22 protein-coding genes are annotated in these 25,942 nt (G+C 71.3%); 3 read left to right on the top strand and 19 right to left on the bottom strand.

The features are described from left to right. Positions 1 to 154: 154 nt before the first annotated feature. From ABZ876_RS30240 to ABZ876_RS30230, 3 genes are all read right to left on the bottom strand, one after another. Positions 155 to 967, bottom strand: a complete 813-nt coding sequence (locus ABZ876_RS30240) for a serine protease (RefSeq protein ID WP_361787889.1) — start codon at positions 965 to 967, stop codon at positions 155 to 157. A gap of 248 nt (positions 968 to 1,215) precedes the next feature. Continuing rightward, positions 1,216 to 4,026 (bottom strand): AAA family ATPase, encoded by a 2,811-nt coding sequence (locus ABZ876_RS30235; protein ID WP_361787887.1) that lies wholly within the window; start codon positions 4,024 to 4,026, stop codon positions 1,216 to 1,218. A gap of 227 nt (positions 4,027 to 4,253) precedes the next feature. Beyond that, positions 4,254 to 5,090, bottom strand: coding sequence for a LuxR C-terminal-related transcriptional regulator (locus ABZ876_RS30230; protein WP_361787885.1), 837 nt, complete (start codon positions 5,088 to 5,090; stop codon positions 4,254 to 4,256). Between the two features lie 101 nt (positions 5,091 to 5,191). Here ABZ876_RS30230 and ABZ876_RS30225 point away from each other — a divergent pair, with 101 nt between their 5' ends. Together ABZ876_RS30225 and ABZ876_RS30220 are read left to right on the top strand one after the other, a co-directional pair. Continuing rightward, positions 5,192 to 6,871 (top strand): AMP-binding protein, encoded by a 1,680-nt coding sequence (locus ABZ876_RS30225; protein WP_361787883.1) that lies wholly within the window; start codon positions 5,192 to 5,194, stop codon positions 6,869 to 6,871. Continuing rightward, positions 6,868 to 8,481, top strand: coding sequence for an AMP-binding protein (locus tag ABZ876_RS30220; RefSeq protein WP_361787881.1), 1,614 nt, complete (start codon positions 6,868 to 6,870; stop codon positions 8,479 to 8,481). Before ABZ876_RS30225 ends, ABZ876_RS30220 begins: the two co-directional genes overlap by 4 nt. A 49-nt stretch (positions 8,482 to 8,530) precedes the next feature. Here the strand turns inward: ABZ876_RS30220 and ABZ876_RS30215 are convergent, their stop codons facing one another. Next, on the bottom strand, positions 8,531 to 9,241 hold the full coding sequence (locus tag ABZ876_RS30215) for a hypothetical protein (RefSeq protein WP_361787879.1): 711 nt from the start codon (positions 9,239 to 9,241) through the stop codon (positions 8,531 to 8,533). 248 nt (positions 9,242 to 9,489) lie between these two features. Between ABZ876_RS30215 and gcl the strand changes: the two genes are divergently transcribed. Further along, positions 9,490 to 11,247, top strand: a complete 1,758-nt coding sequence (gene gcl / locus ABZ876_RS30210) for a glyoxylate carboligase (protein WP_361787877.1) — start codon at positions 9,490 to 9,492, stop codon at positions 11,245 to 11,247. Between the two features lie 56 nt (positions 11,248 to 11,303). Here the strand turns inward: gcl and ABZ876_RS30205 are convergent, their stop codons facing one another. The 15 genes from ABZ876_RS30205 to ABZ876_RS30135 form a co-directional block, all read right to left on the bottom strand. Beyond that, the gene (locus tag ABZ876_RS30205) at positions 11,304 to 11,852 is read right to left on the bottom strand and encodes a TetR/AcrR family transcriptional regulator (protein WP_361787875.1); all 549 of its coding nucleotides are present in this window, start codon (positions 11,850 to 11,852) and stop codon (positions 11,304 to 11,306) included. 351 nt (positions 11,853 to 12,203) lie between these two features. Next, a complete protein-coding gene (locus ABZ876_RS30200) occupies positions 12,204 to 12,437 on the bottom strand; it encodes a hypothetical protein (RefSeq protein WP_361787873.1) in 234 nt (77 codons plus the stop codon). Between the two features lie 467 nt (positions 12,438 to 12,904). Next, positions 12,905 to 13,822 (bottom strand): 2-hydroxy-3-oxopropionate reductase, encoded by a 918-nt coding sequence (locus ABZ876_RS30195; RefSeq protein WP_361787871.1) that lies wholly within the window; start codon positions 13,820 to 13,822, stop codon positions 12,905 to 12,907. A gap of 38 nt (positions 13,823 to 13,860) precedes the next feature. Then, positions 13,861 to 14,691, bottom strand: coding sequence for a TIM barrel protein (locus tag ABZ876_RS30190; RefSeq protein WP_361787869.1), 831 nt, complete (start codon positions 14,689 to 14,691; stop codon positions 13,861 to 13,863). A gap of 192 nt (positions 14,692 to 14,883) precedes the next feature. Next, positions 14,884 to 15,675, bottom strand: coding sequence for a hypothetical protein (locus tag ABZ876_RS30185; protein WP_361787867.1), 792 nt, complete (start codon positions 15,673 to 15,675; stop codon positions 14,884 to 14,886). 22 nt (positions 15,676 to 15,697) lie between these two features. Next, positions 15,698 to 16,225 carry a hypothetical protein gene (locus ABZ876_RS30180; protein ID WP_361787865.1) on the bottom strand — a complete coding sequence of 176 codons (528 nt, stop codon included), beginning with the start codon at positions 16,223 to 16,225 and terminating at the stop codon, positions 15,698 to 15,700. Further along, entirely contained in the window at positions 16,198 to 17,472 is a 1,275-nt protein-coding gene (locus ABZ876_RS30175; protein WP_361787863.1) for an MlaD family protein, read from the bottom strand. The genes ABZ876_RS30180 and ABZ876_RS30175 overlap by 28 nt, the downstream gene beginning before the upstream one ends. After that, on the bottom strand, positions 17,469 to 18,752 hold the full coding sequence (locus ABZ876_RS30170) for an MCE family protein (protein ID WP_361787861.1): 1,284 nt from the start codon (positions 18,750 to 18,752) through the stop codon (positions 17,469 to 17,471). Before ABZ876_RS30170 ends, ABZ876_RS30175 begins: the two co-directional genes overlap by 4 nt. Next, complete coding sequence (locus ABZ876_RS30165) at positions 18,749 to 19,882, bottom strand: MCE family protein (protein ID WP_361787859.1); 1,134 nt, start codon at positions 19,880 to 19,882, stop codon at positions 18,749 to 18,751. Before ABZ876_RS30165 ends, ABZ876_RS30170 begins: the two co-directional genes overlap by 4 nt. Then, complete coding sequence (locus ABZ876_RS30160) at positions 19,879 to 20,859, bottom strand: MCE family protein (protein ID WP_361787899.1); 981 nt, start codon at positions 20,857 to 20,859, stop codon at positions 19,879 to 19,881. The genes ABZ876_RS30165 and ABZ876_RS30160 overlap by 4 nt, the downstream gene beginning before the upstream one ends. A gap of 194 nt (positions 20,860 to 21,053) precedes the next feature. Further along, positions 21,054 to 22,091, bottom strand: coding sequence for an MlaD family protein (locus ABZ876_RS30155; protein ID WP_361787857.1), 1,038 nt, complete (start codon positions 22,089 to 22,091; stop codon positions 21,054 to 21,056). Beyond that, entirely contained in the window at positions 22,088 to 23,335 is a 1,248-nt protein-coding gene (locus ABZ876_RS30150) for an MCE family protein (protein ID WP_361787855.1), read from the bottom strand. The genes ABZ876_RS30155 and ABZ876_RS30150 overlap by 4 nt, the downstream gene beginning before the upstream one ends. Positions 23,336 to 23,340: 5 nt before the next feature. Beyond that, a complete protein-coding gene (locus tag ABZ876_RS30145) occupies positions 23,341 to 24,165 on the bottom strand; it encodes an ABC transporter permease (RefSeq protein ID WP_361787853.1) in 825 nt (274 codons plus the stop codon). Between the two features lie 3 nt (positions 24,166 to 24,168). Continuing rightward, positions 24,169 to 24,939: an ABC transporter permease gene (locus ABZ876_RS30140; protein ID WP_361787851.1), complete on the bottom strand. Its 771-nt coding sequence runs from the start codon at positions 24,937 to 24,939 to the stop codon at positions 24,169 to 24,171. After that, a complete protein-coding gene (locus ABZ876_RS30135) occupies positions 24,936 to 25,880 on the bottom strand; it encodes an ABC transporter ATP-binding protein (protein WP_361787849.1) in 945 nt (314 codons plus the stop codon). Before ABZ876_RS30135 ends, ABZ876_RS30140 begins: the two co-directional genes overlap by 4 nt. Between the last annotated feature and the right edge of the window lie 62 nt (positions 25,881 to 25,942).

The following is a 25,942-nucleotide window of genomic DNA, read 5'->3' as shown; positions in this document are numbered from 1 at the left end:
GGGCCCCGCCCCCCCCCCCCGCCCGGCGCGCCGGCCCCCCCCCGGGCCGGGGGGGGGCGGGGGGGCCCCCCCCCACGCCGGAGGGTTGGAAAGGGGGCGCTGCGGGCCGCTCGTGGAGGCTCGCAACGCCCCCGGTCATCTACCTGAGGGGTACTCAGGAAGACTTCGGGGCAGGCTGGGAGTTGACCTGAGCGGTCACCAGGGCCGAGAAGGTGGTCAGCCGGGTGTAGACACCCGGGTAACCCGCCTCGGCGCAGCCGTTGCCCCAGGAAGTGATCCCTGCCAGGACGCCCCCGATGAGCAGGGGACCGCCGCTGTCGCCCTGGCAGGTGTCCACGCCGCCGGAGGTGTATCCGGCGCAAACCATGTCGGACTTGACGAAGTCCGAGCCGTAGGAGCTCTTGCAGCCGGCATCCGACACGATCGGGACGGTGACGGTGCGCAGCTGGTTGGAGGAGCTGCCGCTCCCGGAGGTGGCGCCCCACCCGACGATCCGTGCGGTGCCGCCGGCCGCGTACACGCTCGTCTGGGAGGAAGAGAGGTACGGGGCCGTCGTGTACGGCATCGAGGTCGACAGGGTCAGCACGGCCACGTCGTCGCCGTTGGTGGCGTCCGTGTAGTCAGGGTCGACCCATATCTTGCTGACCTTGCTGACCGTGCCGTCAGTGCCGTTGAGGTAGGTGCGGCCACCGACCACGCGGATGCCGCGGGTGGTCTCGCCGACCATGCAGTGCGCGGCCGTGACGACCTTCCTGGCCGCGACCAGGGTGCCGCCGCAGAACTGGTCACCGGAGGCGTCCGTGATCTGCATCATGAACGGGTACGCGGTCGTCGTGGTCGTCGTGCCGCCGACGATCGGCTGGGGCGCGGCGACCGCGGCGGTGGCGCCGAGCAGCGCGGTCGTGCCCGCGGCGGCGGTCGCCAGGGCGGCGGCGACGGACCGTCTTGCGCGGCTGAGCCCGAACATGAGTCTCCTCAGGGGTTGCCGGTGGGGATCGCGCGGGTGGGTGATGCACATCGGTGCCGGCCCTTCCCGTTCGAGTGGACGTCGAGCGGAGCGGGGACCGACCCCGGTGTGCCCGGCGAGCGGCACGCCTTTACGCTAGAAGCCGGGCGGGTCTCCCCCCAATGAGGGAACCCCCTAGGGGAGTTGGGCAGGGAAAACCCTCGGTCTGCGCGCGTAAACCGGTGGCACGGCACATAGGCCGAATCCGGTCAGGCCGTGCGGTGCCCCGCCGCCAGCCGCACGATGTCCACCCGGGACCGGATGCCCAGCTTGCGGTACACCCTGGTGAGAGTGGCCTCCACGGTCTTCACGCTGATGAACAGACGGGCCGCGATCTCACGGTTGGTCGCGCCCTCCATGACCAGCGCGGCCACCTGCCGTTCCGTCGCGGCCAGGGTGTCCAGGGCCGCCGCGGCCAGGGGCGGCTGGGCGGCTCCCGTGACCACGGCCGTCTCCACCTGGCGCAGCCACGGCATCGCGCGGCAGCGGCGGAAGAGCCGGGCCGCCTCGTCGTACGGCGTGGGGCCGGGCTTCTGGGCGCGCAGGCCGGCCAGGGCATATGCGGCGCGCGCCTCTTCCAGCCCGTAGCCCAGTCTGGCCAGCCGGTCCTGAGCCGACGTCAACTGGCGTTCCGCAGCACCGACTTCCCCGCGTGCGGCCCGCACCAGCGCCTCGGCCCGGTCCAGCACCGCCAGCACGCTCTCCCGTCCGAGCCGCAGCGCACGGGCACGGGTGGCGTCGATGACGTCCTGTGCCTCGGCCGGCTCCCCGATGCGTACCAGCGCTTCCGCGAGGTCGCCGTGCCAGCGGCCCCGGGCCGGGTCGGTGACCCCGAGTCCCTCCTCCAACTCCCGGACCCGGCGCAGCGATCCCACCGTCCCCGCCGCGTCCCCGGCCACCAGCTGGGCGTGCCCCAGGGCGGCAAGAGCCCGGGACAGATACAGCACGTCGCCGTCCTCCTCGGCGCGTCCCACGGCCTCCCGGGCCAGCGTCAGCGCCCGCTCCACCTCACCGCCCGCGGCCTCCGCGAGCGAGGTGAGCATGGCGCTCGCCGCTTCTCCGATGCCGGTGTCACGGGCGAGCCGCAGGCTCTCGCGCGCCAGGTCGAGGGCCCGGCCGCAGTGCCCGGAGCGCAGTTCGGTCTCGGCGAGCCCGCGCAGGAAGTGCACCTCGGCCTCGACCATCCCGCGCCGCCGCACCTCGCGCAGCAGCCCGCTGATCGTCTTGCGCGCCTCGGCCAGCTGGTCGCTCATGATCAGCCAGCGGAACCGTGCGGAAGCCGCGCCGTTGTGGTCGCACGCCACCCGCGGGTCCTGCGGCTCCTTCAGCGCCCGCTTGATGGTCGCGGGCGCGTCCGGATGCCCCATCAGGATCTCGGCCTGCGCCTGGAAGGCCAGCGCCAGCAGCTCGTTGCGCCGGTCACCGGCCCGCGCCGCGAGATCCGCGGCGAGCGCCCCCTCCGCCCGGGCCCGGTCGAAGTCGCCCTCCACGAGCAGCGCCCGCCAGGCGAGCTGGTAGTGCACGAGGGCGAGCAGCCGTGGATCGTCGCCCGCGTCCGAGAGCGCCTGCGGGAAGACCGCGTCGACCTCCGCCATCGCGTGTCCGGCGGCGTCGATCACGACCATCCACGCCCGCACCCGGTCCGCCGGTTCGGCCGCCTGCGCCAGCACCTCGTGAGCGATGTCCCGCGCGAAGTCCGTCTCACCCGCCGTGAGCGCGTCCTCGGCCGCCTGGAGCCGCCGTTCGTCCGCGCCCGGCGCCGCGCCCGCCGGGGTGTGCCGGGCCGCGAGCAGTCCGAGTTCCGCCGCCACCGACGGCGCGCCCCGGTCCCGGGCGGCGGCCGCGGCCTCACCGAGCCGTCCGGCCACCTCCGGGTCGGTACCGGTGCTGGCGAGCGCGAGATGCCGGGCCCGCTCGATCGGATCGGAGGCCGCCGTCGACAGCGCCGCGTGCGCGTCCCGCCGCTCCTGGGCGCTCGCCTGCGCATACAGCGCGGCCGATATCAGCGGATGCGCGAACCGTACGCCCGGTGCGTCCCGCTCCGTCACCAGCAGCCCGAGCGCCGCGGCCTGCGCGGTCTCCGCCTCCGCGTTCCGCCGTCCCGCGGCGCGCAGCAGCGCCGGCGTGGGCCGCGCCCCGGCGCTCGCCACGAGCAGGGTGCGGCGGGCCTCCGGCGACAGTGCCTCCAGCCTGTTGAGCACCAGCGCGCGCAGCGAGGTCGGCACCGGCAGCGGCTCACCGGGACTGGGGGGCGTCGCGCTCTCGAACAGGGCGCGGCCGAGCTCCAGCGCGAACAGCGGGTTCCCGCCGCTGGTGCGGTGGATGTCCCGGACGGTGGAGCGGGGCAGGCCGGTGTAGCCGCGGTGGTCGAGGAGCGCGGCGACCTGGGTGCGGGCGAGCGGGCCGACCCGGACCGCGAGGGTGTCCGGTGGGGCGGCGCTCAGATAGCGGTCGTGCTCCTGGCCCTGCGGCTCGGTGTGCGTGCGCACCGCGCACAGCATCTGCACGGGCGTACCGCCCAGACGCCGTGCGGCGAAGCCGAGGAGTTCGGTACTGGCGGGGTCCAGCCACTGGAGATCGTCGGCGACGATCAGCACGGGGCCGCGGGCGGCGAGCGCGCGCAGGGTGGACAGCACCGCGAGCCGCAGCGCGAGACCGTCCCGTTGCAGGCTGGACTCGCCGCGGCCGGTGAGCGCGGACTCCAGGGCGGTGCGCTGCGGGGCGGGCAGCCGGTCGGCGACCTCGTCCACGACGAGGCCGAGCAGATCCGCGAGAGCCAGGAAGGGCAGATGGGATTCGGACTCGGTCGCCGAGCAGCGCAACACGGTGCGCACCGCTTCGCCGTAATCCGCCGCCAGCGAGCGCAGGAAGGTGGACTTTCCTATTCCGGCCGGGCCGTGGACCAGCACACTTCCCCCGCCGGCCAGCTGCTCGCGCGCTCCCGCGAGCAGCTCCTCCCGGCCGATGACCAGGTCGGGGCGGGGTCTGGCAGGCTCCTTGAAGTCCCGTCGCACGGTCACCGCTCCCCTCCGTGTGTCGTGTCCTGGGCAATATTAGGCAACGAGCCTTTGAATTTCGGACACGCGGCGAGGTGAGGCAAATAACAAGATGACGGCACAGTGGAATTCATCGGAGTGCCGAATGAATGGAAACCGACAATCGGTGGGTTCGCAAAGTGGGCGGGTGGGTGGCAATCCGCCGGGAACCCACGCAGAGGGTGACAGAAGGCTGTCAGACGTCATAGCTCCTAGGGCAGCACGCCGGCACGCCGCGCGGCAACCACCGCCTCCCATCGGGTGTGCGCGCCCAACTTCCGCATGGCCGACCGCAGATACCCCTTCACGGTCTCCGGCCGCAGCCCCAGCCGCTCCGCCGCCGCCGCGTTGGTGGAGCCGACCGCCACGCACGACAGGACGTCCACCTCGCGCGGTGACAGTCCCACGGTCGCCGCCGGCGGGACGGGGGAGGCCGCGCCCGCGAGACGCCCGCACACCTCGAGCAGCTCCGCCCGCAACGCCGGGTCCGCGACCCTCTGGACCAGCGACCGCAGGGTGCCGTGCGCCTCGCGGACCCGCTCCCAGGCCGCGCCGGACGGCCCCGCCGGTTCCCGCACGGCCGTCAGCGCCGCCCGCGCCTCGTCCCGCGCGACCAGCGCCTGCTCCGCATCGCGCGCGGCGGCCACGGCCGCGTTCAGCGTGCGGTCGCCCATCGGGTGGGCCGTGCGCAGAGCGCCGTAGAGGACACCGCGCACCCTGCGGCGTACGACGAGCGGCACCGCGAGCACGGACCTGAGGCCCTCCGCCGCCACCGCGCCGTCGTACTCATGGCTGATCTGCCGTGAGGCCGAGTAGTCCGTCACCGCGCACGGCCGGGCCAGTGCGACCACCTTGCCGCCCAGCCCGTTTCCGGAGACGACGGCGAGCGAGCTGAGCGCCGTCGTCGTGTTGCCGCTGAGTTCGCTGATGCGGATCTGTGGCCGCCCGGACTCCACCAGTCCGCCGAAGGCGACCGGCAGTCCCGTGGCGCGCCGCAGCCGCACCAGCGCGCCCCGCACCTCCACCGCCTCGGCTGCGTCAGCTGCCACGTGCCCGCCCCTTCATCGCGGCGTACCCCCGTTCGGGGGTGGTGAGACCTGCATCACGAATTACACGATGTTAGGTGGCTGTCCGGCAATGAGGAGGACACGTGACGGCGAACACCGACCCGACGGACGCGTTCCGGACCGCGCGGGACTTCCTGCTCGCGCACCGGGAGGACTACGCCACGGCGTACGCGGGCTTCCACTGGCCGCGTCCGGCGCACTTCAACTGGGCGCTCGACTGGTTCGACGTGATCGCGGACGGCAACGGCCGTACCGCGCTGCACATCGTCGAGGAGGACGGCCGCGAGACCCGGCTGTCCTTCCGTGAGCTGTCCGTCCACTCCGACCAGGCCGCGAACTGGCTGCGCGAGCGCGGCGTCCGCGCCGAGGACCGCGTCCTCGTCATGCTCGGCAACCAGGCCGAGCTGTGGGTGACGGCGCTGGCCGCGATGAAGCTGCGCGCCGTGGTCGTCCCGGCCACCCCGTTGCTCGGCCCCGCCGACCTGCGCGACCGGGTCGACCGCGGCCGGGTCCGGCATGTGATCGTGCGCGCCGAGGACACCGGCAAGTTCGACGAGGTGCCCGGGGACTACACCCGTATCGCGGTCGGCGGCGCGGGCGCCGGCTGGCAGCCGTTCGAAGACCTGTACGCCGCCCCCACCCTCTTCGCCCCCGACGGCCCCACCCTGGCCGACGACCCGCTGATGCTGTACTTCACCTCGGGCACCACCGCACGCCCCAAGCTGGTGGAGCACACCCATGTCTCGTACCCCATCGGCCATCTGGCGACCATGTACTGGATCGGCCTCAAGCCCGGTGACGTCCACCTCAACATCTCCTCGCCGGGCTGGGCCAAGCACGCCTGGTCGAACCTGTTCGCCCCGTGGAGCGCGGAGGCGACCGTCTTCCTCCACAACTACTCGCGCTTCGACGCGGCCCGGCTGATGGCCGAGATGGACCGGGCCGGGGTGACCACCTTCTGCGCCCCGCCGACCGTGTGGCGCATGCTCATCCAGGCCGACCTCACCCAACTGCACTCGCCGCCGCGCGAGGCGGTCGCCGCCGGTGAGCCGCTCAACCCGGAGGTCATCGAGCAGGTGCGGCGAGCCTGGGGCGTGACCGTCCGGGACGGCTTCGGACAGACCGAGACGGCCGTTCAGGTCTCCAACAGTCCCGGCCAGCCGCTGAAGACGGGCTCGATGGGCCGCCCGAGCCCGGGCTTCCGGATCGAACTGCTCGACCCGGTGACCGGGGCGCCAGGGGCGACCGAGGGCGAGATCGCCCTGGACCTGTCGGCCCGGCCCGTCGGCCTGATGACCGGCTACCACGGCGACGCGGACCGTACCGCGCAGGTCATGGCGGGCGGCTACTACCGTACGGGAGACATCGGTTCACGGGACGAAGACGGATATATCACCTATGTCGGTCGATCCGACGATGTCTTCAAGGCCTCCGACTACAAGATCTCGCCCTTCGAGCTGGAGAGCGCGCTTCTCGAACACGAGGCGGTGGCCGAGGCGGCCGTGGTGCCCGCGCCCGACGAGCTGCGCCTGGCCGTCCCCAAGGCGTACATCGTGCTCGCCGCGGGCTGGGAACCGGGTCCGGACACCGCCAAGGTCCTCTTCGAGCACTCCCGGAACGTCCTCGCCCCCTACAAGCGCATCCGCCGCCTGGAGTTCGGCGACCTGCCCAAGACCGTCTCCGGCAAGATCCGCCGCATCGAGCTGCGCGAGGCCACGGCAGCCGGGTCCGCAAGCGAGTACCGCGAGGAGGACTTCCGATGACCGCCCTGTCGTACACGCACGGGACCAGCACCACGCCCCTGCTCGGCGACACCATCGGTGCCAACCTCGACCGGGCGATCGCCGCGTACCCCGAGCGTGACGCGCTCGTGGACGTGCCCTCCGGACGCCGCTGGACCTACGCCGAGTTCGGCGCCGCCGTCGACGAGGTGGCACTCGGGCTGCTCGCCAAGGGCGTGCGCAGGGGCGACCGGGTCGGGATCTGGGCGGTCAACTGCCCCGAGTGGGTGCTGATCCAGTACGCCACCGCCCGCATCGGCGTGATCATGGTGAACATCAACCCGGCCTACCGCGCCCACGAGCTGGAGTACGTGCTCCGGCAGTCCGGGATCTCGCTCCTGGTCGCCTCCCTCTCCCACCGGACGAGCGACTACCGGGCCCTTGTCGACCAGGTCCGGGGCCGTTGCCCCGAGCTGCGCGAGACGGTCTACATCGGCGACCCGAGCTGGCAGGCGCTCACCGCGGGCGGGGCCTCGGTGCCGTACGCGCGGCTGGCCGCCGCTGCCGCCGAGTTGAGCTGCGACGACCCGGTCAACATCCAGTACACCTCGGGGACCACCGGTTTCCCCAAGGGCGCCACGCTCTCCCACCACAACATCCTCAACAACGGCTACTGGGTGGGCCGCACGATCGGCTACAGCGAGCAGGACCGGGTGTGTCTGCCCGTGCCCTTCTACCACTGCTTCGGCATGGTCATGGGCAACCTGGGAGCCACCTCGCACGGCGCCTGCATCGTGATCCCGGCGCCGTCCTTCGACCCCAGGGCGACCCTGGAGGCGGTGCAGCGGGAACACTGCACGTCCCTGTACGGCGTACCCACGATGTTCATCGCCGAGCTGAACCTCCCCGACTTCGCGGCGTTCGACCTGTCGTCTCTGCGGACCGGCATCATGGCGGGCTCGCCGTGCCCCGTGGAGGTGATGAAACGGGTGGTCGCCGAGATGCACATGGAGGAGGTTTCCATCTGCTACGGCATGACCGAGACCTCTCCGGTGTCGCTCCAGACCCGGATGGACGACGACCTCGAGCATCGCACCGGAACCGTCGGCCGGGTCCTGCCGCACATCGAGGTCAAGGTCGTCGACCCGGCGACCGGCGTCACCCTGCCGCGTGGTGCGGCCGGTGAGCTGTGCACCCGCGGCTACAGCGTGATGCTCGGCTACTGGAACGAGCCCGCGAAGACCGCCGAGGCCGTCGACCCCGGCCGCTGGATGCACACCGGCGACCTGGCGACGATGCGGGAGGACGGCTACGTCGAGATCGTCGGCCGCATCAAGGACATGATCATCCGCGGAGGCGAGAACGTCTACCCGCGTGAGATCGAGGAGTTCCTGTACGCGCACCCGAAGATCGCCGATGTCCAGGTGGTCGGGATCCCCCACGAGCGGTACGGGGAGGAGGTCCTCGCCTGTGTGATCCCGCGCGATCCGGCCGATCCGCCGACGCTGGAGGAAGTGCGGGCGTTCTGCACGGAACGGCTCGCGCACTACAAGATCCCCAGCAGGCTGCGGATCCTCGAGTCCTTCCCGATGACCGTCTCGGGGAAGGTGCGCAAGGTGGAGCTGCGGGAGACCTACGCGGACGGGGCATAGGCCCGCCGGCCGGTGGGGCTGCGCGCACCGGCCGGGGCGGGGCAGGGAGTCAGGTCCGGCCGGTGGCCAGTTCGTCGGCGAGGCTGTTCACCGGCTGGGGCTCCCCGGTGAGGTCGAGGACGAACAGCGGGACGCCTAGGCGGTCGGCGACGGCACGCGCGTCGTCGGCGTAGCCCGCGAGGGAGAAGTAGACACAGCCGGCGGACTCCGACATGGCGGTGAGCCACAGGCACTCCACGTCCCGCAGCGAGGCGGGCTGCACCGTGGGGTCCACCTGCGCGAGGATCCCGCGCGCGGCGAGCCCTATACCGTTCGGCTGCCGCTGGTCGGCGCGTCGTATGTCGCGATAGCCGAGCCAGCGCAGATAGAGCGCGGTGACGGTGACGGCGTCGCGCGCGGAGCGGATGGCGAGGGGCTGGAACGCGGCCCGGGACGGCTTCCGGCCGCCGCCCGGGCCCTCGCCCGGGTCCTCCGGCGGCGCCGGGCTCGGCTGTCGCCGCACCCCGTCCACCGGGACGCGCAGGATCGTCCCGCATGCACAGCCCAGTTCCGGGTGCGGCCACTCGTCCTCGCGTTCGCACGTACCGCAGCGGACCGTGATCCAGTCGTCGGCCCAGGTGCGGTGGGTGACGACGCAGGGTTCGCCGAGACGGTCCAGCGGCGCGGCGACGGGTGCGCCGCACACGCAGGGATAACGCGGCGCCGTGTAGAGATGCTCGCGCCTGCAGACCGGGCAGCGCACGAGGACGCTCTCGGACATGACCCTCTCCACCCCTTACCCCTCGCATCGGGATCGCGGTCCCATCCTGCTCCCGTCGGCCCGTGCTTGTCCCCGGCTTCGCGCACCGCGTGGCCCCGCGCCGCCCTCTCTTGACGGCCCGCATCACCCCACCTACATTGCTTCCAGATAGTAGAAGTTACTTTCCGCTATACGGAAATAGCCGGAAGAAGTGCTCACCGCTGGGCGCGACGGGAGCGCGAGTCCGACAGCCGAAGCAGGAGTACTCCATGGCTCGAATGACCGCTGCCCGCGCGGCAGTCGAGATCCTCAAGCGCGAGGGCGTCAGCCACGTGTTCGGGGTCCCGGGTGCGGCGATCAACCCCTTCTACGCGGCGCTGAAGGCCGCCGGCGGGATCCACCACACCCTCGCCCGCCATGTCGAAGGCGCCTCCCATATGGCGGAGGGCTATACCCGCACGCGTCCCGGCGCCATCGGCGTGTGCATCGGCACCTCGGGTCCGGCCGGCACCGACATGATCACCGGGCTCTACTCGGCGACCGGTGACTCGATTCCGATCCTCTGCGTCACCGGACAGGCTCCGACCGCGGTGCTCCACAAGGAGGACTTCCAGGCCGTCGACATCGCCTCCATCGCGAGGCCGGTCACCAAGATGGCCGTCACCGTCCTGGAGGCCGCCCAGGTTCCGGGCGTCTTCCAGCAGGCCTTCCATCTCATGCGCTCCGGCCGGCCCGGGCCGGTCCTCATCGACCTGCCCGTCGACGTCCAGCTCACCGGGATCGAGTTCGACCCGGAGACCTACGAACCGCTCCCCGTCTACAAGCCCTCCGCCACCCGGGCCCAGATCGAGAAGGCGATGACGCTTCTCAACGCCTCCGAACGCCCGCTGATCGTCGCCGGCGGCGGCGTCATCACCGCCGATGCCACCGAACTCCTCGTGGAATTCGCCGAGCTGACGGGTACTCCGGTCGTGCCGACCCTGATGGGCTGGGGTGTCATCCCCGACGACCATGAACTGAACGCCGGCATGGTGGGCCTGCAGACCTCGCACCGCTACGGCAACGCGACCTTCCTGGAGTCCGACTTCGTCCTCGGCATCGGCAACCGCTGGGCCAACCGGCACACCGGCAGGCTCGACGTCTACACCGCCGGCCGGACCTTCGTCCATGTCGACATCGAGCCCACCCAGATCGGCAGGATCTTCGCACCCGACTACGGCATCGCCTCCGACGCCAAGGCGGCGCTCGAACTGTTCGTGGAGGTGGTGAAGGAGCTGAAGGCGGCCGGACGGCTGCCCGGCCGGGGCGACTGGGCCGCCGCCGCCCAGGAGAGAAAGGCCCGTCTCCGGCGCCGTACACACTTCGACGACATCCCGATCAAACCGCAGCGCGTCTACGAGGAGATGAACCGGGTTTTCGGGCCCGAGACCCGGTATGTCTCCACCATCGGCCTCTCCCAGATCGCCGGCGCCCAGATGCTGCACGTCTACCGGCCCCGGCACTGGATCAACTGCGGTCAGGCCGGTCCCCTCGGCTGGACCATCCCGGCCGCGCTGGGCGTCGCCACGGCCGACCCGGAGGCGTCCGTCGTCGCCCTCTCCGGCGACTATGACTTCCAGTTCATGATCGAGGAGTTGGCCGTCGGCGCCCAGCACCGGATCCCGTACGTCCACGTCCTGGTGAACAACGCCTACCTGGGCCTGATCCGCCAGGCGCAGCGGGCGTTCGACATCGACTTCCAGGTCAACCTGGAGTTCGAGAACATCAACTCGCCCGAGCTGGGCGTCTACGGAGTCGACCACGTCAAGGTCGCGGAGGGTCTCGGCTGCAAGGCGATCCGGGTGACCGACCCGGCCGAGCTGGGCGCCGCCTTCGATCAGGCGAGGAAGCTCGCCGCCGAGCACCGGGTGCCGGTCGTCGTCGAGGCGATCCTGGAGCGCGTCACCAACATCCCCATGTCGGCCACCAACGACATCAGCGCCGTGGTCGAGTTCGAGGAGAGCGACGAGCTCGAAGCGGACTCGTGACGGGTGCGCACGGTCCAGCGAGCGTTGAGCAGCCTGTGAGCCCGTCCGACGCGAGGTCAGAAGTCGGGTTCCTCGCCGGCGCCTTTGATGCGAATGCCGTTCTCCAGGCTGCGCAGGACCGAGTTCAGGGCCTGGTGCCGCGGGAGTCGCCCTTTGTGTACGGCGTCGCAGCCGGCGTAGACGAGGGCCCAGAAGACGCTCTCGATCCAGGCGCTGCTCACGTTGGAGTCGAAGACGCCCTCCGCGCGGCCCCGTTGGATCAGCCGGGCCACGGCGTCGGTCCTGGCTTCCGGATCGCTGAGGTTCTCGAAGGTGGTGCGCACGCCCGGATCGCTGAACAGGAAGAGGAGATGGTCGCCGACGTCGAACATCGTCGCGACGAGGCGGCGCAAGGTCTGCACCGGATCGTCGTCGTCCAGCCGGGCCTCCTGGATCGCCTGACTCATCACGCCGGCGGAGTCCTGGATGACCGCGTTGATCAGCGATTCACGGTCCGGGAAGTAGCGGTGCAGGCTCGTCCGTCCCACGTCGGCGGCCTCGGCGATCTCCGCAAGCGTCGCGCCGCGGTGGTCAAGCGAGGGGCCGGTCACCGCTGGGCCGGCCACAGGGGGAGGGGGCAGCGACCGGGCCGGGGCGTGCGCCGATCTCGATCAGGACGCTGAAGGGCTGATGTACGGCGGCGAGGGGCGGCCCGGTGTGATCACGGGTCGCCCCTCGCGCTGTCGGCCCCGGAGGGGTCCGGCGCCCCGCGGAACCCCCGTCGTCCGCGGCGCGCCAGGGACGCCGCCGACGCGCCGTCCCGACCCCTCCGGCGGGGCCCGCCGCCCCCGTGCCGGCGGGCCCCGTGTGTCGATAATGTGCCCGAGCGGCACGGGAGTTGAAGCCCTGCGGCCGGTGTTCAGAGGTTGACTTGAGGGTTGCGTAGGCCGTCTACGCACACCTGCGTAGTCGGTCCCTCAGACGTCGTGCTCCGACAGCCCCGGCCAGTCCTCGGGCCCGCCGCCCTGCCACTCGATGAGGTCGCTCTCCTCGACCTCGATCCGGTCCAGGTCGGCCAGGCGCAGGATCTCGACGACGTCATCGAGGTGGGTGGCGAGCCCGAGGGTCACATCGCCCTCGGTGACCCGCCGCGATCCGTCCAGGGCCGGAGCGTGCACCACGATGTGCGGATGCTGAATTGACTGTTCCATGCCTCAAGGCTCCTGCCGGCGGACCCGATCCGCACCCCGGACGAATGCGGAGCGCCGGACGCGGAACGGTCCGCGTCCGGCGCTCTCCGTGCACATGCGGTAGCCGTCCGGAGTTCATGTCGTGGCGGGACCGCGACGGATGCGACGGTTCCGGGTCGCCTCTCCCTCATGTCTGGACGGGGCGCCCGGGACCTTCACCACCGCACTGGCTCGCACTTCCCCGAGTTCTCGGCTTCGCTCGAACAGGGGAGTCCGCCGCGGTCCTCGCCTGGGCCCGCCGTCCCGAAGGGCCCCTTGCGTCAGGGGCGTTCGGCGGCGGACCGCGTGCGCCCGCCTGACCGGACGTCAGGTAACGGGCGCGGCCGTGGGTTCCGGTAGGGAACGAGGGTTCCGGGTGGTGCGGGCGCCTGGGCGCGACAGGACAGGTGTCGGCGCCGGCACCACCCGGAGATCTGGTGCTCGGGTGCTCAGCTCCGGGTGCCCGAGAGGCGTTCCACGCCCCGCAGCAGCGCCGAGTGATCCAGGCCGCCGTCACCCTGCGCGCACAGCGACGCGACCAGTTGGGCGACGACGGCACCCACGGGCAGGGCCGCACCCACGGCGCGGGCGGCGTCCGAGACGATGCCCATGTCCTTGTGGTGCAGATCGATGCGGAAGCCGGGCGCGAAGTCGCGGTTCAGGAAGTTGTCCCGCTTGCGGGCCAGAACGGTCGAGCCCGCCAGGCCGCCGCCCAGCACCTCCAGGGCCGCCTTCGGATCCACCCCGGACCGCTCCAGGAAGACCACGGCCTCGGCGCACGCCTGGATGTTCACGGCGACGATCAGCTGGTTCGCGGCCTTCACGGTCTGACCCGAACCGTGCGGGCCGCACAGCACGATGGTTCTGCCCAGCGCCTCGAAGAGCGGTTTCGCCGCCTCGAAGTCGGCCTGCTCGCCGCCGACCATGATGGACAGCACGGCCTCGACGGCACCGGCCTCACCGCCCGACACCGGCGCGTCCAGGGCCCGGATGCCCTTGCGCCGGGCGTTCTTGGCCAGGTCGATCGATGTCTGCGGGGTGATCGACGACATGTCGATCAGCAGGGCGCCGGGCCTGGCGTTCTCCAGGATGCCGCCTGGACCGTACGCGACCGCCTCCACCTGCGGGGACGCGGGCACCATGATGATGATCACGTCGGCGTCCCGCACGGCCTCGGCGATCGACCCGGCCGCGGTGCCGCCGGCGGCCGCCAGGCGGTCGAGCTTCTCCCGCTCCAGGGTGTATCCGGTGACGTCGTATCCCGCCTTGATCAGATTCTCGGACATGGGGGAGCCCATGATGCCGAGGCCGATCCAGGCGATCGCCGGGCGCGCCGGGCGCGAGGAGTGTGCCAGCGTGTCGCTCATCGGGGTGCCTCTCTCACTGCTGTGCGATGTCGGGGAGTTCAGCGCGCCGCGCGGGGGAGCCAGGCGAAGGACTCGGAACTCGGCCTCTCGCCCGGCTTGTACTCCAGACCGACCCAGCCCTCGTAACCGGCCTTGTTCAACTGGTCGAGGAGGTCCTCCAGGGGGAGCGACCCCGTACCCGGGGCGCCGCGGCCCGGATTGTCGGCGATCTGGACGTGGCCGGTCCCGGCCGCGTACCGCTCGATCACCGAGGGCAGGTCCTCGCCGTTCATCGACAGGTGGTACAGGTCCATCAGGAAACGGGCGTTGCCGAGGCCGGCCGCCTGGTTCACCTTCTCGACGATCCCGGCCGCGGCGGCGGCGCTCACCAGCGGGTACAGCGGGGACTCGGGCCGGTTGAGGGCCTCGATCAGGAGGACCGCGCCGATGCGGTCGGCGGCGCGGGCCGCGAGGACCAGGTTCTCCAGGGCGAGCGCGTCCTGCTCGGCGGGGTCGACGCCCTCGACCCGGTTGCCGTACAGGGCGTTGAGGGCCTTGCAGCCCAGGGAGGCGGCGAAGCCGGCGGCCACGTCGATGTTGGCGCGGAACCTGTCCGACTCCTCGCCCGGGATCGACAGGGCGCCGCGGTCGGGGCCGGGCAGCCGTCCCGCGTAGAAGTTCAGTCCCGTCAGCTGCACGCCCGCGTCCTCGATGGCCTTCCCCAGCGCGTCGAGCTCGGACTGCCCGGGCGTGGGGGAATCGGTCCAGGGCCACCACAGCTCGACCGCCGCGAAACCCGCTGCGGCGGCGGCCGCGGGGCGCTCCAGGAGTGGGAGTTCCGTGAAGAGGATCGACAGGTTGACGTTGAAGCGCTGGTCTGCGAATCCCATCGGGGGCGGCGCTCCCTTCTGCGGATGATTCCGAGTCTGCTTCGAGTTTCCGTATTACGGAATCTATTTTCTACTCAATGGAAGATTGCCCGCGACCGGCTGCCACTGTCAAGGGACCTCACGAAAAAGTGCCCCCGCGCGGCCTGCGCGGGGGCACTTCGGAGGCGGACGCCGGGAGGGTCCCGGTGATGGTCAGAGGGCGTCGACGGCACTCACCTTCCAGCCCGTGGACGTACGGGCCAGCGTCATCCGCACCCGGTTCAGATCGAGGCGGGACCCCGACACCTGCGTGCTCCGGGTGACCTGATTGACGAACAGCAGCACGACGACCTTGTCCGGTGCGGCCGACACGACGGAGACCGCCGGGGAGCCGCCGCCCGAGGGCGCGGCCACCGTCGCCTTCACCACGCCGTGGTACTTGGCGGCGGTCGGCCCGACCACCGTCTTCGTCGTCCTCAGGTACTGGTCCCGGAAGGCGCCGGTCAGATTGGTGCGGGCGCGCGCGAAGTCCCGGTCCAGATGCCGGTAGTCGTACGACAGCACGACCGGAGCCGCCTTGAGTGCCGCCGTGACCGCCTGGCGTCGCGCCTGCTCGGCCTGCTGACCCTGCCGGTACCGCCACCCGAGCACGGCGGCGGTGACCAGGCCCGCCACGAGCACGACGCACAGCACCGCGGCGAGCAGTCCCCGGGCGTCCCGGCGCGAAGGAGTGCTCTTTTCGGGGTTCTCGGAGGCCTCGGGAGTCCCGGGGGTCCCGGGGCTCTCGGGCTCCGGCGGGTCGTCCCAGCCGTCCGTCGGGGGATCGATGAGCAGGGTGCGCCCGGACGGGGCCTCCTCCGCCGGGCCGGTGGAGGAGGAGGTGGGGGCACCACGCTCGGGGCGCGCCGGCCGCTCGGCGCGCTTGGCCGCCGCGCGGGCGGCCGCGGTCATCGTGCGGCGGGCCGGGGAGCCGGTGCCGCGGATGCGGGAGGTCGGGTTCGCCACGGTGTCTCTCCTCAACTGTGGGTCAGCCCACGAACTCGACGTCGGAGGTCAGCCAGCGGCCGTGCTCGCGCACGAGGTCGAGCTGGAGCCGGTACGTGCGCGACTGTCCCTCGGGAGCCGCGGTGTTGGTCACCTTGCTGTCGGCGACGACCAGGACCCGGGCCGAGTGTGCGTCCGACCGGACGATGCCCGCTTCGAGGACCTGCCCCTCGGACACCGACTTGTTCCGGTCGACGAGCTGGGTCAGCTCCTGGGTCTGCGCGGCGAACTGCTTCTTGAAATCACCGGTGGCGTCCTTCAGCACGTTCGAGCTGTCCCGGTCGTAGTGCCGGTAGTCGAGCGAGGTGAAGTTCAGCGCCAACTGGCGGGCCGCCGCGAGGATGTCCTGACGGTCATGGTCCACCGTGCGCTGACCGGCCAGCCGCACACCCAGCCAGACCGACAGCGCGGTCGTCAAGGCCGTCGCGGCGACGAGCCCCGCCGCCAGCGCCCTGCGGCGCCCCCTGTTCCTGTGAACGGCGTTCATGCCATCGGTCCCACGAGCAGCCATTGCCACGACTCCTTTCCGAAGACGGTCTGTTCGCCGCCCGTCGAGCCGATCTCGACGGGCCTTCCGTCCGGGCCGGTGGCGGTGCCGGTCTCCGGGTCGTACGGGGTGACGTACGCGGCGTGGCCGGCCCCGCCCCGGCCCGCCGACGCACCGGGCGCGTTCTGCGCACCGCGCACCGACGTGCTGCCGCCCCGCGGTGCCGTGCAGCGCGCGTCGGTGTTCGCCGGACGCCTGCCGGTGTCCGAGGGATCCCGCCGCTGGGTCCCGTAGCCCTGGGTGCAGGACGGAGGGTCGTCGGCGTTCACGGTGAGTCCGAAGTGGAAGGTTCCGTCCCCGGGGACGACGGTGTAGCTGCCCGCGACGGTGAGCGGGAGGGTGACCAGGGCCTGTTCCACGCCCGGCAGCCGGGCCACCGTGACCTGGCCGCCGCTGATGAGGTTGGCCAGCAGGACCGGCAGGTCCGCTCGCGTGGACTTCAGCAGGGAGTCGATCTGCTCCGCGGCGGGCGTCGCGTTGCCGATCAGCCGCCGCAGATCGCCGTCGTTCGACTTCAGTTGCGCGGAGAGCGCCGCCAGATCGCGGGAGAACGACTTGATGGCCGAGCCCTTGTCGGCCTGGGTCTTGAGCACCGTCCGCGAGTCCTCGATCAGCGACACCGTCTGCGGCAGCGAGTCGGACGCGGACTCCACGAGCCGGTTGCCGGAGTCGACCAGACGGCTCAGCCGTGGTCCGGTGCCGGAGAAGGCCTTGCCCAACTCGTCGACGGTGGTGCGCAGATCGTCCTTGCCGACCGAGTTCACCAGCCGGTCCAGGCTGAGGACGAGGTCGGTGACCGGGAGCGGCACCCGGGTACGGCTGCGCGGGATCGGGCTCCCGTCGAGCAGATACGGGCCGCCGGAGTTCCGGGGCTGCAGGTCGACGTACTGCTCGCCGACCGCCGACCGGTCGGCGACCACCGCCAGGGTGTCGGCCGGGATGCGGGGAGCGCCGTCCTCGATCTTCAGCGGCACGGACACCCCGGAGCCGTTCAGCCGCAGATCGCCGACGCGGCCCACGGGCACCCCGCGATAGGTGACCTCCGCGCCGGGGAAGATGCCCCCGGAGTCGGCGAAGTCGGCCGTCACGGTGTAGCCGCGGCCGAGTAGACCGTCCGTCAGGCCCGTGTACCGGGCGCCGACGTAGGACACTCCCAGCGCGGTGACGGTCGCGAAGGCGAGCAACTGGGCCCTGACCGTACGTGTGATCACGGCTGTATCCCCTTCAGCATGAGCTCCGCGAGGGCGAGGTCGACCCCCGGCGGGAAGCGGCCCGTGTCGCCCTGGGCGGCGTAGCCCGCGGTGCACACCGGCGGGCACAGCACACCGCCGCCGCCCGTGGGCGCCGAGGGCGAGGCGGGGGCGCTCGGCACCTTCGGCAGGTCCGGTGTGCCGGGCGGCGCCGTGGGCAGCGGGACCTTCGGCACGGCCGGGAGCGGGGGAGTGGGCACCGGCCGCTTCCCGGATCCGCCGCCCCCCTTGCCGGGCTTGTCGGTGAGGTTGCCGTAGATGCCCGCCAGATCGAGGTCGGCGGTGATCTTGAGGTTGACATAGTCGCCCTTGACGGCGTCCGCCACGTTGCGCGGGAACGGATACGTCGTCAGCAGCTCCAGCGAGTCGGGCAGGTCGTCGCCCGCCTTGTCGAGCTGCTCCAGGATCGGCCGCAACTGCGTGAGGTCGGCGACCGTGTCGTCCCGCGAGGCGTTGACGACCTCGGTGCCGGCCGTGCCGAGGTCCGACAGGGCCGTGAGCATCTTCGTGAGGTCGCGGCGCTGGTCGGCGAGGACCTTCAGGGCGGGCGGGATGGAGTCGACGGCCTCGGCGATCGTCGTCTTCTCCGCCCCGAGCCGCTTGGCCAGCCGGTCGATGCCCTTGAGGGCGCGGACGATCTCGTCGCGCTGCCGGTCCAGGCCGCCGAGGAACGTGTCGAGCTGCTTGAGCAGGGACGCGACCCGCGTCTCGCGTCCCTCCAGGGCCTTGTTCAGCTCCACGGTGATCGTCTTGAGCTGGGCCACGCCGCCGCCGTTGAGGAGCGCGGACAGCGCGGACAGCACCTCCTCGATCTCCGGGTTGCGGCCGCTGCGGGACAGCGGGATCAGGGCGCCGTCGCGCAGCCGTCCGACGGACGGGGTACCGGCCGGCGCGGACAGCGCGACGTACTTCTCGCCGAGGATGCTGGTCTGCCTGAGGCCGGCGACCGCGTTGGCGGGCAGCTTCACCGAGTCCGCCACGCGCAGCCGTGCCCGCGCGTGCCAGCCGTCCAGCTCCACCTTCTCGACCGCGCCCACCGTGACGTTGTCGACCTTGACCGCCGACTGCGGCACCAGGTCGAGTACGTCCCTGAACTCGACGGTGACGTGGTAGGCGTGGCCGTCGGCCGCGGCGCCTCCGGGGAGCTGGACGTCGTACCAGCCGTTGACGTCGCATGCGCACAGCAGCAGCGAACCGGCCGCCGTCCACGCGGCCACCCGGCCCTTGCGCGCCGCGCTCATGCCCCGGCCCCCAGGATTCCGCCGAGCGTCCGGTCGACCGAGCCGGTCCCGGCCGGAGCGGCCGGAATCCGCGGCAGCGAGTCGAAGAGCTGCTGCAGCTCCTTGCAGCTGGGATTCTTGCCGCCCGCGTCCCCCGTCGTCTTCAGCAGGGAACAGAGCAGGGACGCGGGGTCCTGCGGGCCCTGCGGGTTGTTGCGGGTGTCGAGGGTGCCGGCGGACGGGTTGTAGGCGTTCTGCAGGTTCGACAGGCCCGTGGGGGCGACGGTCAACAGCTCCTCCAGTGCGGCGCGTTGGGTGACGAGGACCTTGGTGACCTTGCTGAGACCCTCGACGTTCGAGGCCAGTGCCTTCTTGTTGTTCTTCACGAAGTCGGACACGTCGCCGAGTGCCGTGCCCAGGTGCTGCAGCGCCGCCCCGAGGTCCTCGCGCTCCCCGGCGAGCTGCTTCGCCACCTCGGCGAGACTGTCGTTGAACGACCGCACGCTCTTGTCGTCGGCCGCCAGCGCGGCCGTGAACACCTGCAGGTTGCGCAGGGTGCCGAACAGGTCCTCCCGCCCGTCGGACAGCGTGGTGACCGCCTGCGAGAGGTCCTCGACCGTCCGGTTGAGGTTCGTGCCCTGGCCCCGGAGGTTGTCCGCGCTCACGCCGAGCAGCCGGGACAGGGCCCCGTCCTTGTTCGCGCCCTTCGGGCCGAGCGCCTCCGCCGTGGTGTGCAGGCTGTCGAAGATCCGGTCCAGCTCCACCGGGACGGCCGTACGTGACTCGGGGATGACATCGCCGTCCCGCAGCACCGGACCCTTGCGGTACACCGGCAGCAGCTGGACATAACGGTCGCTGACCACCGAGGAGTTGACGATCGCGGCCTGTGCGTCCGCGGGGATCTTGCGCCCCTCGTCGTACTCCAGTTCCACCCGCACCCGGTCGCCCTCCGGCGTGATCTTCTTGACCTCGCCGATCCGGACGCCCAGGACGCGGACGTCCGAGCCGGGGTAGATGCCGACGGTGCGCGGGAAGTACGCGGTGACGCGCACGGAGGCGGAGTGCGGCCACAGCACGACGGCCAGCGCGACGACGAGCGCGAGCACCGTGAGCAGGGCCAGGGCGCGGCCTTTGCGGAAGCGTTCGGTCATCGCGAGCCTCCCGTCCGCGGCACGACCGGGGCGGCGACCATGTTCTGGACGTAGGAGTCGAACCAGCGTCCGTTGCCGAGGGTGTTGGTGAAGACCCGGACGTAGGGCGCGAGCAGCTTGACGCTGCGGTCGAGGCTCGCCTGGTTGCGTTCGAGCATCGTGACGAAGGTGTCGAGATTCTTCAGGGCGGGCCCGATCTCCTTGCGGTTGTCCTCGACCAGGCCGGAGAGCTCGATGCCCAGCAGGGCCGAGCTCTTGAGCAGGGCGTGGATCGCCTCGCGCCGCCTGCTGATCTCCTGGAGCAGCTTGTCGCCGTCCTTCACCAGCGCCGAGAAGTCCTCCGAGTGCGCGGCCAGCACCTTGGTGACCCCGTTCGCGTGGTCGAGGAGACCCTGCAGTGCCTCGTCGCGCGAGGCGATCGTCCTCGAGATCCGCGACAGTCCGCTGATCGACGCCCGCACCTCCGCGGGCGAGTCCTGGAAGGTGGCGGAAAGGGTGTCCAGCGCCTTGGAGAGCCGCTGGGTGTCGACTTCCTCCGACGTGGTCGTCAGGTCGCTGAACGCCTGCACGACGTCGTACGCCGACACCGTCCGCCCCAGCGGTATCTCGCTGCCCGGCTTCAACCGGCCGGAGCCTTTCGGGGTCAGCGCGAGGTACTTGGCGCCGAGGATCGTCTTGACCCGGATCGCCGCGCCGGTCCGGGTGCCGAACGCCGGATCGCCCTTGATCTTGAAGGTCACCTTGACGTGGTCGCCCTCCAGGTCGACACCGTCGACCTTGCCGACCTTGACCCCGGCGATCCGCACCTCGTCGCCCGGCTTGAGGCCGCCCGCCTCTGAGAAGGCCGCGCTGTACGTCCGGCCGTCGCCGATCAGCGGCAGGCTGTCGACGTTGAAGGCGGCGACGGTCAGCAGGGCGAGGACGGTGAGGCCGACGGCCCCGATCACGACCGGATTCTGCTCGCGGAACGGCTTCAGGCGGGGTCGCCGCAGCCGGATCCGCGGCAGCTTCGGCGGCAGGACGTGCACCTTGAACAGCGGCTCGGGGCGCCGCGGCGGGATGGCGGGTCGCAGAAGCCGCGGCTTCGGCAGCCGGGGCAGCCGAGGCGGCAGGACGCGCACCTTGATCAGGGGTTCGGGGCGCCGGCTCCGGCGCGGCGCGAGACGCATGCTCATCCGCCGCACCTCGCCTGCGCCACATGCAGCTCCGGGCTGAGCACCTGCTTCGTCTTCGGCAGCACGACGCGGCCGTCGAAGTCGCAGAGGTAGAAGTTGAACCACGAGCCGTAGGACGCCGTCCCCGTCAGCTCGTCGAGCTTGTTCGGCAGCCGCTTCAGGATGCCCTCCACGGTCTTCTCGTTCTTGTTCAGCGTTCCGGTGAGATCGGTCAGCCCGGCGATGTCGTCCTTCAGCGGCGGACGCGCGTCCTTCAGCAGGCCGGAGGTGGCCGCGGTGAGGTCGCCGATGCCGGCGAGGGAGTCCCCGATGGGCTTGCGGTCGGCGGACAGACCGGAGATCACCCGCCGCAGCTGTGCGATCAGCCCGGAGAACCGGGCGCCCCGCTGGTCGAGCGTCGCCAGTACGGTGTTCAGGTTGTCGATCACCGAGCCGATCAGCTGGTCGCGATCGGCGAGCGTCGTGGTGAGCGACGCGGTGTGCGCCAGCAGGCTGTTCACCGTGCCGCCCTCGCCCTGCAGGGTCCTGATGATCTCGGTGGCGAGCTGGTTGACGTCGTTCGGGCTGAGCGCGGCGAACAGCGGTTTGAAGCCGTTCAGCAGCGCGTTGAGGTCCAGCGCCGGCCGGGTCCTGGACAGCGGAATGGTGCCGCCGGGCCGCAGCCGGGTGCCGTCGCCCGCGCCCTCGGTGAGTGCGATGTACCGCTGCCCGACGAGGTTCCGGTAGCGGACGACCGCGCCGGTGCTGGTGAGCAGCGGGCGGTCCGCGGCCACGGAGAAGGTGACCTCGGCCAGCGTCCGGTCCTTGATGCGGATGTCCTGGACCTGGCCGACCCGTACCCCGGCCACCCGGATGTCGTCGCCCTTCTCGAGCCCCGTGACGTCGCTGAACACCGCGTGGTAGGTGTCCTTCGGCGCGAACGAGATGTTGACGATGGTGGCGGCGAGCAGAGCCGTCGCCGCGATCGTCACCAACGTGAAGAGGCTGAACTTGACCAACGGCGCCGCGGTCCGGCGGGCTCCTGTCGTCCTCATGCGACGCTCACCGCCGTTCCGCGGGCCAGCGGCCCGAACAGCAGGGTCGCGACGGGCGGCACCTGGTCCGCGGGCACGCCCATGACGGGCGCCACCAGCGAGCCGACGGCCCGCTGCTCGGCCTGGGTGGCGGACACATGGACACCTCCGGGCAGTGCGCCGTCCGAACCACCGGACGACGTACCGTCGTTGAGCTTGGGTTTGGGGCCGGGCACCTGCGGATGCGGCAGTCCCCGGCAGTCGGGCCCCGACCGCTCCGCATAGCGCGGCTCCTCGCCGGGCCGGTACGCGCCCTGCGGGCGGACCACCTCGAGGCTGATCCGCATCTCGCCGCCCCGGAACGCGTCCTCGGACGCCGTCTCCTGGCGGACCAGGCCGCCGAAGAGGCAGGGGTACTCGGGTGCGTAGCGGGCGAACAGCTCCAGCGTGGGGCGGGAGACCCGGCCGAGGGTGATCAGCCGGTCGCCGTTCTCGTCGAAGAAGTCCCGCCCGGTGTCCGCGACGGCCGCGGTCGTGCGGAGCGCGGCGGCCAGCCGGTCCCGCTTCTCGACGAGGGTGCGGCTGGTGGTGACGGTGTTGCGCAGGGTGCTCATCAGATCGGGCGCGGCGTCGCCGTACACCTGGGCGACGTCGGCGAAGCGTGAGATGTCCTCCTTGAGGGAGGGCAGATGCGGGTTGAGGCGGCGCAGATAGGCGTCGACCCGGGTGAGGTTGTCGCCGATCCGGTCGCCGCGGCCCTCCAGCGCGGTGGCGAACGCCGAGAGGGTGGCGTTGAGTTCACCCGGCTCGACGGTCTGCAGCAGTGGCAGCAGGTCGTTCATCAGCTGCTGGACCTCGATGCCGACCCTCGTGCGGTCCTGGGTGATGACGTCCCCGGCGCGGATGGGGCGGGCCGCCGAGCCGGGCGGTGGCACGAGATCGACGTACTTCTCGCCGAACAGCGTCTTGGGCAGCAGCCGGGCGTGCACGTCCGACGGGATGAACGTCGTATAGCGGGGCGTCAGCGCGATGTCGAGGGTCGCCCTCCTGCCGTCCGCGTGCACCGCGCGCACCTCGCCGACCAGCAGCCCGCGCAGCTTGACGTCGGCGCGCGGGTCGAGCTGGTTGCCGAGGCTGTCGGCCTGAAGGGTGATATGCACGACGGGCGTGAACGCCTGCTGGTAGGCGGCCACCGCGAGTGACAGCAGCAGCGCCAGCAGGGCGATGAAGACGATGCCGTACAGCCTGAGTCTCAGCACTCTCACCTGTCTCACCCCGCGATCCGGACGGTCGTGTTGGCGCCCCAGATCGCGAGGCTCAGGAAGAAGTCCAGGACGTTGATGGCGACGATCGACGTCCGCACCGCGCGGCCCACCGCGACGCCGACGCCGGCCGGGCCGCCGCTCGCGTGGTAGCCGTAGTAGCAGTGCACCAGGATGATCAGGACGGCGAACACGATCGCCTTGCCGAACGACCAGAACACGTCGACCGGCGGCAGGTACTGGTGGAAGTAGTGGTCGTACGTGCCCGTCGACTGCCCGTAGTAGCCGGTCGTGATGGTGCGGGCGGCCAGGTACGAGGACAGCAGCCCGATCACGTACAGCGGGATCGCGGCGACGAACCCGGCGATCATCCGGGTCGTCACCAGGAACGGCAGCGAGGGAACGCCCATCACCTCGAGCGCGTCGGTCTCCTCGCTGATCCGCATCGCGCCGAGTTGCGCGGTGAATCCGGCCCCGACCGTCGCGGACAGAGCGAGCCCGGCCACCAGTGGGGCGATCTCCCGGGTGTTGAAGTACGCCGACAGGAACGCCACGAAGTTGGAGGTGCCGAGCTGGTTGAGGGCCGCGTAGCCCTGGAGGCCGACCTCGGTGCCGGTGAAGAAGGAGAGGAAGGCGATCACGCCGACCGTGCCGCCCACCACGGCGAGCGCGCCCCGGCCGAAGCTCACCTCGGCGAGCAACCGCAGGACTTCCTTCTTGTAGCGGCGCAGGGTGCGGCCCGTCCACGCCAGCGAGCGTCCGTAGAAGGACAGCTGGGTGCCCAGCTCCTCCAGGGAGCGCAGGGGGCGATCGAGAAGTCTTTGAGGTCGCATCGACTAACCCCTCTGCGGGACGACCTGGAAGTACACCGCGGTCATCACGAAATTCGTCACGAACAGCAACATGAAGGTGATCACCACCGACTGGTTGACCGCGTCGCCGACGCCCTTGGGGCCGCCCTGCGCGTTCAGTCCCTTGTAGGAGGCGACGATCGCGGCGATCGCCCCGAACACCAGCGCCTTCAGCTCGGCCGCCCACAGGTCGGACAGCTGGGCGAGCGTGGTGAAGGACGCCAGGTACGCGCCGGGCGTGCCGTTCTGGAGGACGACGTTGAAGAAATAGCCGCCCGCCACACCGACGACCGACACCAGGCCGTTGAGCAGCACGGCCACCACCATCGAGGCGAGCACCCGGGGGACGACGAGCCGGTGGATCGGGTCGATCCCGAGCACCTGCATCGCGTCGATCTCGTCCCGGATCTTTCGTGCCCCGAGGTCGGCGCAGATCGCCGTGCCGCCCGCGCCCGCGATCAGCAGCGCGGTGACGATCGGCGAGGCCTCCCGCAGCACCGCGAGGACGGAGGCGGCACCGGAGAAGGACTGGGCGCCGAGCTGCCGGGTCAGGCTGCCGATCTGCAGCGCGATGACCGCACCGAACGGGATCGAGACGAGGGCCGTGGGCAGGATCGTGACACTCGCGACGAACCACGCCTGCTGGATGAACTCCCGTACCTGGAAGGGACGTCGGGGCAGGGTCCGCACGACGTCCAGCGCCATCGCGAACAGGTTTCCGGAGTGCCGCAGCGCTCCGGTCGGGGAAAGCCTCATGCGCCGGTCACCTCCTTGCGGCCCCGTTCCGCCTCCCGTCCGGCGATCGCCTGCCAGCGGGGCGGCCGGGTGATGCCCGGGCCCGGCAGCAGGCGGGGAGTCATGTCCTGGCTGCGGGGAGTCTCTGTGCGCGCGCCGTCGCCGAGCTGCGCCAGCTCCTGCTCGACCTGGGCGGCGTCCTTCTCCTCCGCCATGCCGATCGGCCCCTGCATCCGGCCGTTCAGGAACTGGCGTACGACGGGCTCGTCGCTGGTCAGCAGCTGCTCGCGGGGCCCGAACATCACCAGCTCGCGCCGGAACAGCAGCCCGATGTTGTCGGGCACCTGGCGGGCCGAGGCGATGTCGTGGGTGACGATCAGGAAGGTCGCGTCGATCTGCGCGTTGAGGTCGACGATGAGCTGGTTCAGATACGCCACGCGCACCGGGTCCAGGCCCGAGTCCGGCTCGTCGAAGAGGATGATCTCCGGATCGAGCACCAGCGCGCGGGCGAGACCGGCCCGTTTGCGCATACCGCCGGAGATCTCGCCGGGAAGTTTCCCCTCGGCGCCGATCAGCCCGACCATGTCCATCTTCTCGAGCACGATCCGCCGGATCTCGCTCTCGGACTTGCGGGTGTGCTCGCGCAGCGGGAAGGCGATGTTGTCGTACAGGTTCATCGAGCCGAACAGCGCGCCGTCCTGGAACAGCACTCCGAACAGCTTCCGCACCTCGTACAGGTCGTGTTCACGCAGCTTCGTGATGTCCCGTCCCGCGACCTTGACCGAGCCGCGGTCCGGCTTGAGCAGCCCGACGAGCGTCTTGAGGAACACCGACTTGCCCGTCCCCGAGGGGCCGAGCATGACCGAGACCTCCCCGGCAGGCAGCGTCAGCGAGACGTCCTGCCAGATGACCTGGTGACCGAAGGACTTGGTCAGCCCTTCCACACAGATCTCGACACCCATCCGGTCCACCCTTCGCCCGCTTGAGCAGCTCGACATCTGCTCTACGGGGAGGGGTGGGGCGT

The sequence above is a fragment of the Streptomyces sp. NPDC046931 genome (assembly GCF_040644655.1).
Lineage (GTDB): Bacteria > Actinomycetota > Actinomycetes > Streptomycetales > Streptomycetaceae > Streptomyces.
Note: the sequence above shows the minus strand (reverse complement) of the source record. Positions and strands in the feature narration are given on the sequence as shown.

Bases quoted from the DNA above. Each gene is read 5' to 3' on its own strand.
- ABZ876_RS30240 (WP_361787889.1), bottom strand. From the start codon at position 967: ATGTTCGGGCTCAGCCGCGCAAGACGGTCCGTCGCCGCCGCCCTGGCG.
- ABZ876_RS30220 (WP_361787881.1), top strand. From the start codon at position 6,868: ATGACCGCCCTGTCGTACACGCACGGGACCAGCACCACGCCCCTGCTC.
- ABZ876_RS30215 (WP_361787879.1), bottom strand. From the start codon at position 9,241: ATGTCCGAGAGCGTCCTCGTGCGCTGCCCGGTCTGCAGGCGCGAGCAT.
- gcl (WP_361787877.1), top strand. From the start codon at position 9,490: ATGGCTCGAATGACCGCTGCCCGCGCGGCAGTCGAGATCCTCAAGCGC.
- ABZ876_RS30200 (WP_361787873.1), bottom strand. From the start codon at position 12,437: ATGGAACAGTCAATTCAGCATCCGCACATCGTGGTGCACGCTCCGGCC.
- ABZ876_RS30195 (WP_361787871.1), bottom strand. From the start codon at position 13,822: ATGAGCGACACGCTGGCACACTCCTCGCGCCCGGCGCGCCCGGCGATC.
- ABZ876_RS30190 (WP_361787869.1), bottom strand. From the start codon at position 14,691: ATGGGATTCGCAGACCAGCGCTTCAACGTCAACCTGTCGATCCTCTTC.
- ABZ876_RS30180 (WP_361787865.1), bottom strand. From the start codon at position 16,225: ATGGCTGCTCGTGGGACCGATGGCATGAACGCCGTTCACAGGAACAGG.
- ABZ876_RS30170 (WP_361787861.1), bottom strand. From the start codon at position 18,752: ATGAGCGCGGCGCGCAAGGGCCGGGTGGCCGCGTGGACGGCGGCCGGT.
- ABZ876_RS30165 (WP_361787859.1), bottom strand. From the start codon at position 19,882: ATGACCGAACGCTTCCGCAAAGGCCGCGCCCTGGCCCTGCTCACGGTG.
- ABZ876_RS30155 (WP_361787857.1), bottom strand. From the start codon at position 22,091: ATGAGGACGACAGGAGCCCGCCGGACCGCGGCGCCGTTGGTCAAGTTC.
- ABZ876_RS30145 (WP_361787853.1), bottom strand. From the start codon at position 24,165: ATGCGACCTCAAAGACTTCTCGATCGCCCCCTGCGCTCCCTGGAGGAG.
- ABZ876_RS30140 (WP_361787851.1), bottom strand. From the start codon at position 24,939: ATGAGGCTTTCCCCGACCGGAGCGCTGCGGCACTCCGGAAACCTGTTC.
- ABZ876_RS30135 (WP_361787849.1), bottom strand. From the start codon at position 25,880: ATGGGTGTCGAGATCTGTGTGGAAGGGCTGACCAAGTCCTTCGGTCAC.